This is a genomic window from Duganella zoogloeoides (assembly GCF_034479515.1).
Lineage (GTDB): Bacteria > Pseudomonadota > Gammaproteobacteria > Burkholderiales > Burkholderiaceae_D > Rugamonas > Rugamonas zoogloeoides.
Map to the genome: position 1 here is coordinate 1,786,661 of NZ_CP140152.1, position 14,145 is coordinate 1,800,805.

General features: G+C 58.0%; 9 protein-coding genes and 3 pseudogenes. 10 read left to right on the forward strand and 2 right to left on the reverse strand.

All coding sequences use genetic code 11. The features are described from left to right. Positions 1-75: 75 nt before the first annotated feature. From SR858_RS07990 to SR858_RS08020, 7 genes and pseudogenes are all read left to right on the forward strand, one after another. A pseudogene (locus SR858_RS07990) lies at positions 76-767 on the forward strand (IS6 family transposase). Between the two features lie 216 nt (positions 768-983). Then, a complete protein-coding gene (locus tag SR858_RS07995; RefSeq protein WP_154819878.1) occupies positions 984-1,469 on the forward strand; it encodes a hypothetical protein in 486 nt (161 codons plus the stop codon). Continuing rightward, entirely contained in the window at positions 1,427-1,927 is a 501-nt protein-coding gene (locus SR858_RS08000) for a pesticin C-terminus-like muramidase (protein ID WP_322534612.1), read from the forward strand. The genes SR858_RS07995 and SR858_RS08000 overlap by 43 nt, the downstream gene beginning before the upstream one ends. A gap of 50 nt (positions 1,928-1,977) precedes the next feature. Then, positions 1,978-2,529: a hypothetical protein gene (locus SR858_RS08005; protein ID WP_154819879.1), complete on the forward strand. Its 552-nt coding sequence runs from the start codon at positions 1,978-1,980 to the stop codon at positions 2,527-2,529. A gap of 34 nt (positions 2,530-2,563) precedes the next feature. Next, on the forward strand, positions 2,564-3,373 hold the full coding sequence (locus SR858_RS08010; protein ID WP_322534524.1) for a Fic family protein: 810 nt from the start codon (positions 2,564-2,566) through the stop codon (positions 3,371-3,373). A 123-nt stretch (positions 3,374-3,496) separates the two neighbouring features. Next, positions 3,497-4,190, forward strand: a pseudogene (locus SR858_RS08015) (IS6 family transposase). Then, positions 4,187-4,384 (forward strand): annotated as a pseudogene (locus tag SR858_RS08020) (Arm DNA-binding domain-containing protein); the annotation flags it as partial. The pseudogenes SR858_RS08015 and SR858_RS08020, both read left to right, overlap by 4 nt. A 108-nt stretch (positions 4,385-4,492) precedes the next feature. On the opposite strand, the gene SR858_RS08025 reads toward SR858_RS08020, so the two are convergent. Next, the gene (locus tag SR858_RS08025; RefSeq protein ID WP_019922227.1) at positions 4,493-5,428 is read right to left on the reverse strand and encodes a LysR family transcriptional regulator; all 936 of its coding nucleotides are present in this window, start codon (positions 5,426-5,428) and stop codon (positions 4,493-4,495) included. A gap of 97 nt (positions 5,429-5,525) precedes the next feature. Between SR858_RS08025 and SR858_RS08030 the strand changes: the two genes are divergently transcribed. Next, a complete protein-coding gene (locus SR858_RS08030) occupies positions 5,526-6,410 on the forward strand; it encodes an aldo/keto reductase family oxidoreductase (RefSeq protein WP_026637355.1) in 885 nt (294 codons plus the stop codon). Between the two features lie 624 nt (positions 6,411-7,034). Here the strand turns inward: SR858_RS08030 and SR858_RS08035 are convergent. Next, a complete protein-coding gene (locus SR858_RS08035) occupies positions 7,035-7,430 on the reverse strand; it encodes an MAPEG family protein (protein ID WP_019922229.1) in 396 nt (131 codons plus the stop codon). Positions 7,431-8,023: 593 nt separating this feature from the next. On the opposite strand from SR858_RS08035, the gene SR858_RS08040 reads away from it, so the two are divergent. Next, a complete protein-coding gene (locus SR858_RS08040) occupies positions 8,024-10,177 on the forward strand; it encodes a beta-galactosidase (RefSeq protein ID WP_019922230.1) in 2,154 nt (717 codons plus the stop codon). A 307-nt stretch (positions 10,178-10,484) separates the two neighbouring features. Further along, the gene (locus SR858_RS08045; RefSeq protein WP_019922231.1) at positions 10,485-14,081 is read left to right on the forward strand and encodes a TonB-dependent receptor; all 3,597 of its coding nucleotides are present in this window, start codon (positions 10,485-10,487) and stop codon (positions 14,079-14,081) included. The last annotated feature ends 64 nt before the right edge of the window (positions 14,082-14,145 follow it).

The following is a 14,145-nucleotide window of genomic DNA, read 5'->3' on the forward strand; positions in this document are numbered from 1 at the left end:
AGGGTTCTGTCGCATTAGCGAAGGTCGACGAGCCAATCAGGTAAACTGCGGCGCCCGAGCCCAGGACGAATCGACATGCTCAACTTCAAAGGGATGCGCTTTCCTATCGACGTGATCTTGATTTGCATTCGCTGGTACGTGGCGTACCCGCTGAGCTAACGAAACCTGGAAGAAATGATGGAAGAGCGCGGCGTGTCGGTCGACCATTCGTCGATCAATCGATGGGCGATTCGTTTCCTGCCCTTGGTCGAGAAGATGCCCGGAAAAACAAGCGCCCAGTCGGCCGCAGCTGGCGCATTGATGAGACCTACATCAAGGTCAAAGGCGTTTGGAAATACCTATACCGCGCCGTCGATAAGGAAGGAAAGACCGTCGACTTCCTGCTCACGGCCAAGCGCGACATGGTCGCAGCAAAGCGCTTCTTCAACAAGGCTATGGGAGCGAACGGCGATCCGGCCAAGGTCGCGATGGACAAGAGCGGCGCCAACAAGGCGGCGATCGATGCGATCAACGCCGGCCGCGACGTGCCGATCCTGGTGCACCAGGTCAAATACCTCAACAACATCATCGAACAGGACCATCGCGCCATCAAGCGGGTAACCAGGCCGATGCTCAACTTCAAATAGTTTCGCGCCGCCCACTGCGTGCTCGCAGGCGTCGAACTCATGCGCATGATCCGCAAGGGCCAGTTCGCAATCAACGGAGCCGATGCGATGTCGTTCGCCGACCAATTTTATGCGCTGGCGGGCAAGGTCCGTCCTGTTTGAGTGGCCATGTGCCATGCCGGGAAAACTCCGCCGTTTGATCAACAATGCGACAGAACCACAAAAACGTTCCTTGAAACAATCTGATAGATTTTTCAATTAATTTTCCGATAAGATCTACTGGTCGTTTCCCTCCATGAACTTTTCTAGGAATTCTATGCAGCTCGAAATAGCTGTAGCTGACCTCGGCGCGCCTGTCGGCGTTTTGCCTGCGATATCGTGGTCAGCATTCCAACCTCCGACAGTTCGCTAGACGAATCGGCTACCCTCGAAGTCCAGCCTGTAGAAGATCAGCAATTCCTTAGTGCTCTGCAGCAGTTATTTTTAGAAGGAAACATAAAGCTGAAGGACCAGGAAAGCACATCAGGAACACTGACTATACTCAAAACGCAGGAAAAAGAAGACGAAGTGTTCCTGCTATCGGGTAGCAGCTCAGGAGGCCCCGACGTTACCGGTGACTCTGGGTATGTAGTAGTAATTCCAGGCACAAGCCCGTATCCTGACTACGGGGACTATGATTCGCCCTATATTCCACCAGATGAATGGGATGCCAATTATCATGATAATGGAGCAGCCAGGGGGGAGGAGGAGACAGCAGTGGGGGAGCAGAAGTTGATTGGAGTTTCATTGAAGAACTGGAAGGAAATAGGCTCGATGGATACATACCTAAAGATGGTAACGTCATTTTGGGAAATTCGGGAGTAACCATTGCATCGGGATTGGATTTAGGTCAGAATAGCCTTGCCGGCCTTAAAGAGCTGAATCTATCCAAAGATCTAACGGATAAACTTTCGCCTTATTTGGAGCTAAAGGGCACCGAAGCACAAGCGAAGTTAGATGCGATTCCATTAAATATTACTGCAACCGAGGCATTAGAAATAAATAGTGCTGTTCATGGAAAGGCTTTGAACGATTTGGTTGTTAAATATGATTCAGCAGTTGGTGCCGGGGAATTTTATAAATTGCCAACTGAAGCACAAACTGTTATCGCGAGTGTTGGATTTCAATACGGAAATTTAGCCACAAGTGCGCCTAAATTCTGGGCGGAAGCGACATCAAAGGATTGGTCGGGGGCAATTTCTGAATTGCGAGATTTCGGGGATGTTTACAATACTCGGAGATCAAAAGAAGCCGATTTATTGCAGAGATATCTGAACAACTAATTTAAAAAAAATCGTTCGGATGTTTTTTGAGAACCAATAAGGAGGGTAGTTTGAAAAATATCAAATATCTAGCATTGGTTTTGATTTTATATTCTGGTGCGAGTAATGCTAGTAATATCACGCATGACAATGTAATGCCAATGGTAACTAAGAGCGCAAAAGAGTTTGGAGAGCGGCGCGCCAATCTTTTTCAACCTGATAGTAAAATTTCAGACGCAATCGGTGAGGGATTTGTCATTCCGGAAGACCTGCGTGAGATGCCGGGAGAAAAAATTTTTATTGCGGGATGTCGACGTCATAGTTGCATAGAGAAGGCAGCCGCAGTTGTAGATAAGAAAAACGCGAAAGTAATTGCGTTCGCGATAAGGAATTTTGAGTGTAGTTATGTTCTAGCGACTGGGGAAAGAAATATTCCAACAGGAAAATCTAAGTCTCCGGTCACCTGCGATCGTGAGCCATTACTTAGTGTCTATGTCCTTAGGACGAAAAAATTAGCGACGCGTCCTGAGTCGGAGGTTGAAGCGGTAAATAATCTTAGCGAGTGGGGTAAGAAGGTAGGCGCGGAACGGAAAACATTGTATATCGTTGAGAACAATGAGTAGGTTGCGCTTCTGCGTCAAAACGGAGAGGAGGGAGTTGGCTTCGTTACCGATTGGAGCGAACTTTAATTTCAAAGGAAAAACGCTTAGCAATGTTGTTTACGAAACAAGGCCACCTTTTCCTTGGGCAGTTATGATGAGGTCAGCCGAGCGAATGTCCGAGCGGCTAGCGAAGCGTGAGAAGATGTTGCTTGAAAATATGAATAGCCCGGCTCCTGAACTTGTAAACATTGATATTCGAGTAGCTTCAAAAGGCCTTTCAGGCAACGTTTACAGTAATAATCTGAGTCAAGATTTTACCGAAAATTTAAAAGACTATTCATGTGAGACACTTATAAATCTTCTGGCGGGAGCCGTCGTTTCTGACAGCGAGGTCAACAAGCATGATTTGAAGTATGCTATTGGGCGTCAGTCATCTTCGTTCCGCGGTGGTCCTATGTATTCATTTATGGAAAACGGGAATGCTGATATTTGTTTTTACTCTGCCACCCACATAGAGGAACAACTTTTTGATCTCGTGATAAAAGCAAATAATTTTCGGGACCGATCAAAATTAGCGGTGGCGGCGTCCGTCTTCGGACACTTTGTGTGTATTCATCCTTTCCCAGACGGGAACGGCCGAGCTGCGCGATTGTTGCTACAACGAGTACTTAAAGGGTTTGGAATTTGGGATTCGCGGAATTTGCCGCTCGGGCACTTGGCACACTTGGATAGGAAAAATTACATTTATGCCATGCGAGGTCTATCAATCAATGGAAACTATGAGCGGTACTTGGAATATGTCACCCTTTGGATATTGGCTGCGTCAGATTTAGTGTTTTTAAAGTGCGGAATGGATGCTGGATGATAAATAGACTGGATGGTAGCACTGTTGAGCACCTCGAAAAACGGTTCTGTCGCGTTAGCCGAGCCGTAGCCCGGATCGGGTAGACTGTAGCACCGGGACACTGAAACGATTCGCCATGTGGCCATGCTCAACTTCAAAGGGATGCGTTTCCCCAATCGACGTCATCCTGGTCTGCATTCGCTGGTACGTGGCTTACCCGCTGAGCTACCGGCACTTGGAAGAGATCATGGAGGAACGCGGCGTGTCGGTCGACCATTCGTCGATCAACCGGTGGGCGATTCGCTTCTTGCCGCTGATTGAGAAATTGTCCCGCAAGCACAAGCGCCCGGTCAGCGGCAGCTGGCGCATGGATGAAACCTACATCAAGGTCAAAGGCATCTGGAAATATCTTTACCGTGCCGTCGACAAGCAAGGAAAGACCATCGATTTTCTTCTGACCGCCAAGCGTGACATGGCCGCCGCGAAACGCTTCTTCGACAAGGCCATGCGCGAGAACGGTGTTCCTGACAAGGTCGCCATGGACAAGAGCGGCGCTAACAAGGCGGCCATCGATGCGGTCAACGCCGGCCGGGACGTGCCGATCGTGGTGCGCCAAGTCAAATACCTCAACAACATCGTCGAGCAGGACCACCGCGCCATCAAGCGGGTGACCACGCCAATGCTCAACTTCAAATCGTTTCGCTGCGCCGGCTGCGTGCTCGCCGGCGTCGAACTCATGCACATGATCCGCAAGGGCCAGTTCACGATCGGTGGCGCCGATGCGATGTCGTTCGCCGACCAATTTTATGCGCTGGCAGCACAGGTTCGTCCAGCTTGAGTCGCCCCAGTTCCTTTCCTGGAAAATTCCGTTTTCGGATCAACAACGCGACACAACCTTCCAAAGTCTGGTGGCTCAGGTATCGCCGGCCGCAAGGTGGTGAAACACGCGTCAGTTTTGGCGCCTACCCGGGCGTATCGCTTGCTGTGGCACGCCAGAAAGGAGAAGAAGCTCGCGAGCAGCTGGCAGCCGGCACAGACCCAGGCGTAGGTCAATCAAGCGCTTTGCCAGTTGCGGAATATCTCGCTCCTGTAGTGAATCACCTGCCCCATAGCGTCCGCTTCACCATCAATCGAGATGCCTCAGCTTGGCTGGCGCGACGGGTGCCGTGGCCCCCAGATGTTCGAAGACCTGATGAAGTCAATGAACGCTTTCAGCGGCGTGGGCATGAAGCTGCGGCCGGAGTAAAACAAAAAAGGGCCTGGGAACTCCGGCCACCAGGGCTCGAGTATCGGTTCCAGTGCGCCACTAGCCAAATGAGGTTGCAGCCAATCCTCGAACAGGTAAACCACCCCGGCCCCGTTCAGCGCGGCGTCAACGAGCAGGTCGGCCGCACCGCCCAAGCCGATAATCAGTGGGCCCTTGGGATCCATGTGGAGGGTTTCGCCATCGCGCTCGAATTCCCAGGCTGGCATGGCGCCGCTGGGAAATCGGCCCCTGAGGCAGTTGTGGCCGATCAGTTCGCGTGGGTGCCCGGGCCGGCCGTGGCGATCGAGGTAGGCTGGTGAGGCGGCCACTGCAATACGTTGCACGCGTGGCCCGATCGGTACTGCGATCATGTCCTGCTCGAGCCGTTCGCCGTAGCGCACGCCGGCATCGCAACCGGCAGCGAGCACATCGACAAAGCTTTCCTCGATGATGACTTCCAGCGTAATGTCCGGATACATGGCCAGGAATGCTGGGATGATACCGGGCAGTACCAGCCGCGCCACGCTCGTGGGCACGTTGAGTTTCAGCGTGCCGGCCGGTTTGCCGCGGAAGTGATTGACGGCCGTCACGGCCGACTGGACTTCGGCCAGCGCCGGAAGGAGCCGGGCCAGCATGTCGGTGCCAGCCTCGGTAAGTGTCACGCTGCGCGTCGTGCGATGCAGCAGGCGCACGCCCAGTTGTGCTTCGAGCCGGCGCACCGCCTCGCTCAGGCCGGACGCACTGACCCCGCCGGAGCGGGCAGCGTCGCGAAACCCGCCCGATTTTGCTACCGCCACGAAAGCCCGCAAGTCATTCAGATCAGTTTCCATTGTGCGAAATATCGCACGACCCGTGCTGATTGTCCATATTTTCATTTCTCCGAGATGCGCTTACTCTGGCGTTCCACATCGTCTAAGGAGAAGCACAATGTCAGCAATCGATCAGGTCGGAACGTTTCAACTTGGCAGCCGTAGTGTTAAACGGCTTGGATACGGAGCGATGCAACTTGCCGGTCCTAATGTTTTCGGCCCGCCCAGGGACCACTCGGGCGCACTGGCGGTGCTGCGCGAGGCGGTGGCGCAAGGGATCAATCACATCGATACCAGCGACTTCTACGGCCCGTACCTCACCAATAAGCTCATCCATGAAGCCTTGGCGCCGTATCCGCACGACCTGGTGATCGTTACCAAGATCGGCGCGGCGCGCGGCGCCGACGGCGCGTGGCTGCCGGCATCCTCGCCAGCACAGTTGCAGCAGGCGGTGCATGACAATCTGCGCAACCTGGGGCTCGATGTGCTGGAAGTGGTCAACCTGCGCATCATGTTCAGCACTGCGGGGCCGGCGGAGGGTTCAATTGAAGAGCAGTTGACGGCGATTGCCGAGTTGCAGAGCCAAGGGCTGGTGCGCCATATTGGCCTGAGCAATGTGACAGCAAAGCAGGTTGCCGAAGGGCGCGCGATCACCGAGATTGTGGGCGTGCAAAACCATTACAACCTGGCGCACCGCACCGATGACGCGCTGATCGACGAGCTCGCTGCGGCAAACATCGCCTACGTGCCGTTCTTCCCGCTGGGCGGCTTCAGTCCGCTACAGTCGACGATCTTGTCCAGCGTTGCGCAAGAACTGGGCGCTACCGCGCTGCAGGTCGCGCTGGCCTGGCTCCTGCAGCGCTCGCCAAATATCCTGCTCATTCCAGGGACTTCGTCAGTTGCGCACCTGCGCGAGAACTTGAAGGCCGCCGGCCTCTCATTACCGGCCGAAGCGGTCGCCAGGCTAAATCGGATCGGGGCGCAGGCAAACGCGGCAGACTGAGCTCCGGTCGGATTGCCGTTGCGATTCACTCCGCTAAGCAGAAATACTCTGGAGAGTTCAGTGCCCCTCAGTAGTAGTGCCCTGAACGCTTGAGCGCACGGCAGCCGCGACGACGCCGAGAATTCTGCGCAGTAACGTGCAGTAGGTTGTGAGAGCGATGCTGCTACACTGTCCATGTCGAAGCGCGGCCACATCAAGCGTCCTCGACCTTTTTTCGGGTATGGGTGAGGGTAGGGGCGCCGTAGAATTTCGTGAAAATGCGCGTTCATGCGGGTTGTGACGGATTTTAGTGATCCCACCGTCCCGCCAGAACCTTAAAAACCCGCTTCGGCGGGTTTTTTTATTTCCGCCTTTCTCATAGGGGAAACGGCCTATTTTGATTCCTGTAGCGTCCGCTAGTATGCACTCCTAGCCAGCGCGCGCGGGGGGGGGGAGGGGGGGGCAGGATTTTTCAGGCTCAGCCGCCGACCTGCCGTTTCCAGTTTGTTCCAGATCAAATTCCACTGCCTTCGCGGTCGCTTGTCAGCAAACTCGTGGCGATTCACATCGCCATCATCGGCATATGGGTTGCCCCTGGCGCGCTGTACCGATCAGGCAGACGGGCCGATCGGCAGCATGATTTCATCATCCAGCCAGTATGGCAGCTAGCACCATCCCAAGTCCGAGCATCGACGCCAGCCATACCAAAGAGCGCACATAGGGGATGCCGGCTGCATACAGCGGCACGTACGCGACGCGGCAGAGAAGGTATAACCAGCAGCCCCACAGCGTCAGCTCGCCTTCGCGGCCCGCGACGTGGGCGATCAGGACAGCACCGATAAACAGCGGCAGGGTCTCGAACAGATTCGCCTGTGCCCGCTGCAAACGGGCCGTGATCGGTCGTGGAGGCGGCGGCTCGGCATCGCGTGCACTTGCATTGTATTGAAGACCAGTTTCAGCCGTGCGCAATTGCGCCACCAGCATAATCTGGACAATGGCGAGCACCAGGGCCCAGGCCAGCAGTGTCAGTTCGGTTGTCATCTTCGGGTCTCCGATGGTAAGTTCAGTGAGGAAGAGGGTAACCCAATCCGGTCACTTGCCCCCTCGGCGTTCAATGCGCACAGTGCAGTGCTGCACACAACACCAACCGCCGCATCCTCTGATGTGGGCTGCGGCATGACTGCCGAAATCCAATACCTCCAGCCTGGCCGCGAAGCCTTCCACTCTCTGGTAAATCGATAGCCTTGGGCAGGCGTATTGCCGGGCTGCGATTGCTCTGAAAAATGGCACCTTGATCCATGATTGACTCCGCAGTATATACATCACTCATATCCAATCTTAGCAGGCTCCAGGGACATGCCAATGGTATAGCCGATCTTTCCCCGGTGGGTGCGGGTGGCTGCATTGATAGAGAAATAAATTAAATAAATAGTTTAGATAATTTATATGCCCTGGAGCTGTGTCGCTGGGTTCGCCGTAGAGCACACCGGATGAGCTTGACTTCCATGCCGTAGGCGAAACGATCACCATCATGAGTGGGATAAGAGGGTAAGGATCTTTGAAATGCACTAATATTTCAGTGAATTCGGGCACTACCGCTCCGGTGATCCTTCCCCACTTTTTCCCTGAAACCTATGACCATTCTTCATCGCGCACTCGGCAAGCGCACCATCGGGCTGCTGGCGGCCGTAATCGCGCTCGGTACCACTTTCTCGGCCGGCGCCGCCGACCAGCAGCGTATTCCCAAGCTCGACCACATTCTGTATGGCGCATCGTATTACAACGAGTACGTGCCCGCCGCGATCCGCCAGCAGCGGTTGAAGAAGGACGTGGCGTTGATGAAGGCGGCCGGCCTGAACGTGGTACGGATGGGCGAGTCGAGCTGGGGGCGGTGGGAGCCTAGCGATGGCAAGTTCGACTTCGCCTGGATGGACGAGGTGGTGGCGGAAATGGGCAAGGCCGGCATCCAGGTCATCATGGGCACGCCCACTTACTCGATCCCGGTGTGGATGTATGCCAAGCACCCGGGCATGCTGGCGCGCCCGCTGGGCGGTGGCGACACCGGTTACGGCATGCGCCAGAACATGAACATCGACGATCCCGATTATCGCCGGTACGCTGAACGCATCATCGTCGCGCTGGTGCACCACTACAAGGACAATCCGCACGTGATCGGCTGGCAGCTCGATAACGAGACCAGCGCCTACGGTTCATCGAACGCCTCCGTGCACCGCGAGTTCGTCACCTGGTTGCAGGCGAAGTTCAAGACCACGGCGGCCCTCAACGAAGCATGGCTGCTCAACTACTGTGGCCAGCAGGTGGACAGCTGGGAGAATTTTCCTACCCGCGATTTTGCCAACAGCACCGGTTACAAGCTCGACTGGGCACGTTTCCAGCAGTGGCGCGCCACGCGCTTCATCGGCTGGCAGGCCGACCTGGTGCGCCGCGCTGCCCGGGCCGACCAGTTCGTCTATCAGAACAACGCCAGCCTGAGCCGTGCGGAGGTCAATGCCTACGACATGACCCGTCCGCTCGACGTGGCCGGCAACGACGTGTATTTCAACTGGCAGGACGAGTACGACGGCCGCCACCAGACCTTGCAGGGCAACCTGGCGCGCGGCGCCAAGGGCCGCAATTTCTTCGTGGCCGAGACCACCGGCCAGGCCCAGGGCTGGGATGCGGTCAAGCAGATCCCGCCCTACGACGGCCAGATGTACCAGGACGTGTTTGCCAACATCGGCAACGGTGCCAACCTGCACATGTACTGGCACTGGTCGTCGCTCAACGCGGGCCAGGAGATTTACTGGAAGGGCGTGCTAGGCCACGACCATGAACCGAACCGCATCTATACTGAAGTATCGCGCACCGGCAACGACCTGAAAAAGGTCGGCGCCGCGCTGGTGGATCTGAAAAAAGACAACCGCGTGGCCGTGCTGTACTCCACCGACTCGAACAATGCGCTGACCTTCATGCCGTTCGATAAATGGACCAAGCCGCTGCCGCCGAGCTTTCACGCCGACGGCTACCGCCGCATCTTCGAGCGTCTGAACGCCGCCCTGTACCAGGCCAGGGTGGAGACCGACATCGTGTTTGCCGATGCGCCAGATTTTTCGAAGTACAAGCTGCTCATCGTGCCCGCCCTGTACATTGCCGACGACGCGTTGCTGCAAAAAATTTCGGACTTCGTGCAGCAGGGCGGCCACGTGATCATGACCTTCAAGAGCGGCGAGGCCAACGAGAATTTCATGGTGCGCTGGAATACCGCACCGGGACCGCTGCGCCAGGCCGCCGGTTTCAAATACCAGGAAACCTCCACCCTGCTCAAACCGCTGAAGCTGAAGGGTGACCCGTTCAAGGTGGGAGACGGCAACACCGTGGAAACCATTGCCGAGTTGCTGCAACTGGAAACCGCGCAGGCGCTGGCGTACTACGACCACCCGTTCTTCGGCCGCTACCCGGCCGTCACGCGCAACCTGTACGGCAAAGGTTCGCTGCTGTACCAGGGCACCGAGCTCGGCGAGGCGCAGCAACTGGCCGTCCTCAAGGACGAACTCAAACGCATCGGCCTGTACGGACCCGACCAGGAGTTGCCGCCAGCGGTGCAGGTCAAGCACGCAACGTCCAAGGCCGGGAAGAAGCTGCACTTTTACTTCAATTACTCCGCCGCTCCGATCAATGCGAGCTACCGCTATGGCAAGGGCACGGAGATGCTGGCGGGTGCACCGGTCCAGCCGCAGCAGGACCTGGCCTTGGCGCCTTGGGGCGTGGTCATCGTTGCCGAGGACTGACAGCATTGCGGCGCCACGCATCCGCCGTGGCAGCGCCGGGCCGCACGTTTAATGTGCGACCAATCATCAACATGACTAATTCAATTGCCGTTGTTTTATAAGCACTAACAAGTAGTCAATGAGAGTAAAAGTTTGTACACTGAAACGGTAATATATTAGTGTTTATGTACATGGCACCGATGTGTTTCGATGTGTCCTCCCTTGGCCGGCCACCGCCCGGTGGCCGGTATTTTTTCGCCAGGGACGGCCAGGCAGCAACAGCCAACCCGCGCCATCAGAGCGCTGGAGCACAACACCAGGAGACGAGATGAAAACAAACCATTCAGCACCGTTGCCACGTACCGCCCTCAACCTCGCGGTCGCCTCGGCATTGATCTTGATGGCACCACAGCACGCCGCCGCCCAGCAATCCCCCGCGCAACCGGTGCAAACCGATGCCGACGCCGTCGTATCACGGGTGCTGGTGGTGGGCACCCGCAAATCCGAACAGACGTCAAACGACGAGAAAAAGCATGCGCGCACGGCCAAGGACACCATCGTCGCCGACGACGTCGGTTCGTTCCCGGACCGTAACGTGGCCGAGGCGATCTCGCGCATTGCCGGTGTCTCGCTCGACCGCAACGACTTCGGGGAAGGCGATACCGTCAGCGTGCGCGGCAACACGGCCGACCTGACCCGCGTTGAAATCGACGGCATCGGCGTGGTATCGGGCGGCGGCACCGACTTGAACGGCGGCGGCGAAGGACGCGGCGTGGCGCTGGCCGACATGCCGGCCGAACTGATTGCCAGCGTGGACGTGGTAAAAGGCGCCACCGCCGACATGACCGAAGGCTCGCTTGGCGGCAGCATCCTCATCAAGACCCGCACCGGCCTCGATTTCGCCAAGCAGACCATCGTTGCCCGCGTGGCCGCGGAGCAGAATACGCTGGCCAAAAAATGGACGCCCAGCCTGAACTTCATCTTTGCCGACAAATACCTGGGCGGCCGTCTCGGCATCGTTGCCAACATCACCAAGACCGACGCCCGCAACGAGGCGCACGGCGTATCGCAAAACAGCGGCGCCACCGGCAGCTACCAGCGCGTGATCGACTTCGATAACTCTCCGGAAAAAACCTTCAGCTACACCCCGAGCGCGCTGTCGCAAAGCGACGCTGCATCGACCACGCCGCTGGCCAGCTGGGCGCGCAATGCCGCCTCGGGCGGTGGCCGCCTGAACTCCCTGTCGCCGCTGGAAATTCTGACCCGCTCGGCGGCGGCGCAAACCAAGGACCAGTGCTACGCCAGCATGCCGCTGCTGGTGGACGCCGACGTGCGGGGCTTGTCCTCGGCCGATGGCAGCCGCGCGCGCAACCAGCGCATCAACGAACTGCGCACCTGCCTGGGCCAGTGGAACGATTACTCGCCGTACCTGCTGCGTAACACCATCCGGCGCCAGCGCGACGAACGCCTGAACACCGACCTGCGCATGGACTTCAAGGTGAACAACAACCTCACCGTGTACGGCAAATTCAACCGCAATGAGCGCACGCTGGAAGAAGATATCCTCAATCTGAGCCTGGGCGACATCGGCTACAACGCCACCGGCAGCTTTACCGACAGCGCGGTGGTGAACGGGCGCACGGTGCGCACCCCGGTGGCCAACTCCGGCTACTATTTCTTCAATACGCCCACCAATGCCGGCAGCAGTTCCACCTACCGGGGCCTGACCAACGGCCAGATGGTCAACATCATCCCGTCGTCGGTGAAGGTGGACGCCAACCACCACCTGGTGGGCTACACGCTGGCCAACGGCACCGCCAGCACCGACCAGATTCTCACCCAGCTGAAAAATATCACCAAGACCGCCATCGTGGGCGGCACCTGGCGCAGCGATGGTTTGCGCGCGGAATTCCTGGGCGGGCGTACCAAGTCGGACTTTTATCGTTACGGCTGGCGCTCGAGCATCAGCACCAGCTACGGCCCGGTCGATGTGGCGGTGAGCCCGGTGGGCCTGTGGACGCATACTCCGGTCAACCCGAATTTCAACCAGGGCGACCCGGCCAACTACGGCCAGCTCAGTTCTGCGGGGGCCGGCATGCCGCTGCGCACCCCGGGTACGCTCGGCACCGCGCTCACGCTCGACAATCCGCGCTTCAATGCCATGAAGGAGGACATCTTCAAGACGGACCTGACCTACGCCATGGGCAAGCATGTGTCGTTCCTGCAGAACCTGAAATTCGGCGTTAATTATCGCAAGCAGAACAGCCTTTCGACCCAGGGCGGCGGCTCGGTGGTCAGCACCAACCCGCTGGTCAACGTGCCCGATGTATCGCTGCGCAGCTTCTTCTACGGCTGCCAGGATACGCCGGCATCGCTGGGCACCGCCAACGCCTGCAAATATGGCGTCAATCCCGCCGCCACTGCAATCGCCAATCCGCGCGACGGCAAGGACGTGAGCATCGTCATGACGCCCACCGACTACAACAACCTGATCGCGCAAGTGCTCACGCGCCAGACCAATCCGTTCTTCGCCGGCGCCAAGGACCGTCCGAACACGCTGGTCAACAGCTGGACCGAGCTCGATCTGCGCAAGCTGTGGCAGCTGACCGGCGTGACCAATATGAATCCGCTCGACTGCCTGCGCGAGTGCACGGGCACCGACGGCAAGGTGTATGCGCAACCGATCAACGAGGTGACGGAGAAGGTGACGGCCGGCTACCTGTCCACCGACTTCGCATTCGACCGCTTTCCATTCACCGAGCGCACCTTGCCGTTCGGGCTGGAGCTGGAAGGGAACTTCGGCTGGCGCTACGTCAAGACCAACGTCAAGGGCACCAGCTCCACCACGTTCCAGGCGGTGACGCCCAACCCGGCCGGCGGCACGGTCACGTCGGCCTTCCGCCGCAACAGCGCGCTCGAACGCGACACCACCGACTTCATGCCGATCCTGAACCTGTCGCTGTGGCCGATCAAGGATGAACTGGTGCTGCGCTACAACCGCTCCAAGCAGATCGCCCGGGCGCCGGCCAGCCGCCTCACCGGCTCGTCGGTGGTGTGTACCAACGACTACACCGACATCGACAGCGGCGAGGACGATGACGGCGGCACCATGAACTGCTCGGGCGTGATGGGCAACCCGGGCCTGCGTCCGCAGACCAACCTCAATCAGAACCTGTCACTGGAATGGTATCCGAACCGCGACACCGTACTCGGGGCCTCCACCTTCGTGTCCAAGGGTATCGTCGGTGCGGCGCAGCGCGTCAACGTGGTCAGCAAACCGTTTGCGGGCAGCGGCGAGACCGATCCGCTGGGCGGCTCGCTGGAAGACGTGCAGTTCTCGTACTCGACCTGGGAAAATGGCCCGGCGCTCAAGAAGCGCGGCGTGGAGCTGACCGCCAAGACCGCATTCACGTTCCTGCCGTCGGTGCTGCGCTACACCGGCATCAGCGCCAACTACACGCGGCTGCGGGCCACCAGCCTGGAAGGCCAGATCGTCGACCTGATGACGGGCGTAGCGCTGGAACCGGTGGGCCAGCAAAAGTATTCGTGGAATTCGTCGCTGTGGTATGACGATGGCGCGCTGCAAATGCGGGTGGCGTTGCAAGTGGTGACCGCCACCTTCAGCCGCATCGCCAGCGACGACAGTTTCTCGAACTTCCCGGCCACGTCGATCGCCTCGCCGGGCGGCTTGCCGTATCAGCCGGGCGCCCCGGTGTTCCGCGACGGCCGCCGCTTCATCGATGCCAAGATCGGCTACAAGTTCAAGAACGGCGTGGAGATCTTCGCCGAGGCGCGCAACCTGGGCAAATCGACCGTGACCACCTCGCAAGGATCGTTTGCACCGTTTGCCGACGGCGTGCCGTCGCTGAACGGCTACACCTATGGCGGGGCGCGTTACCTGGTGGGGCTGGTGGCGCGTTACTGAGGCGCCGGACTGGTCGCTGGCACGGCGAACAGCTCACCCTATGGACCGCGATCCAGCTGGTGCG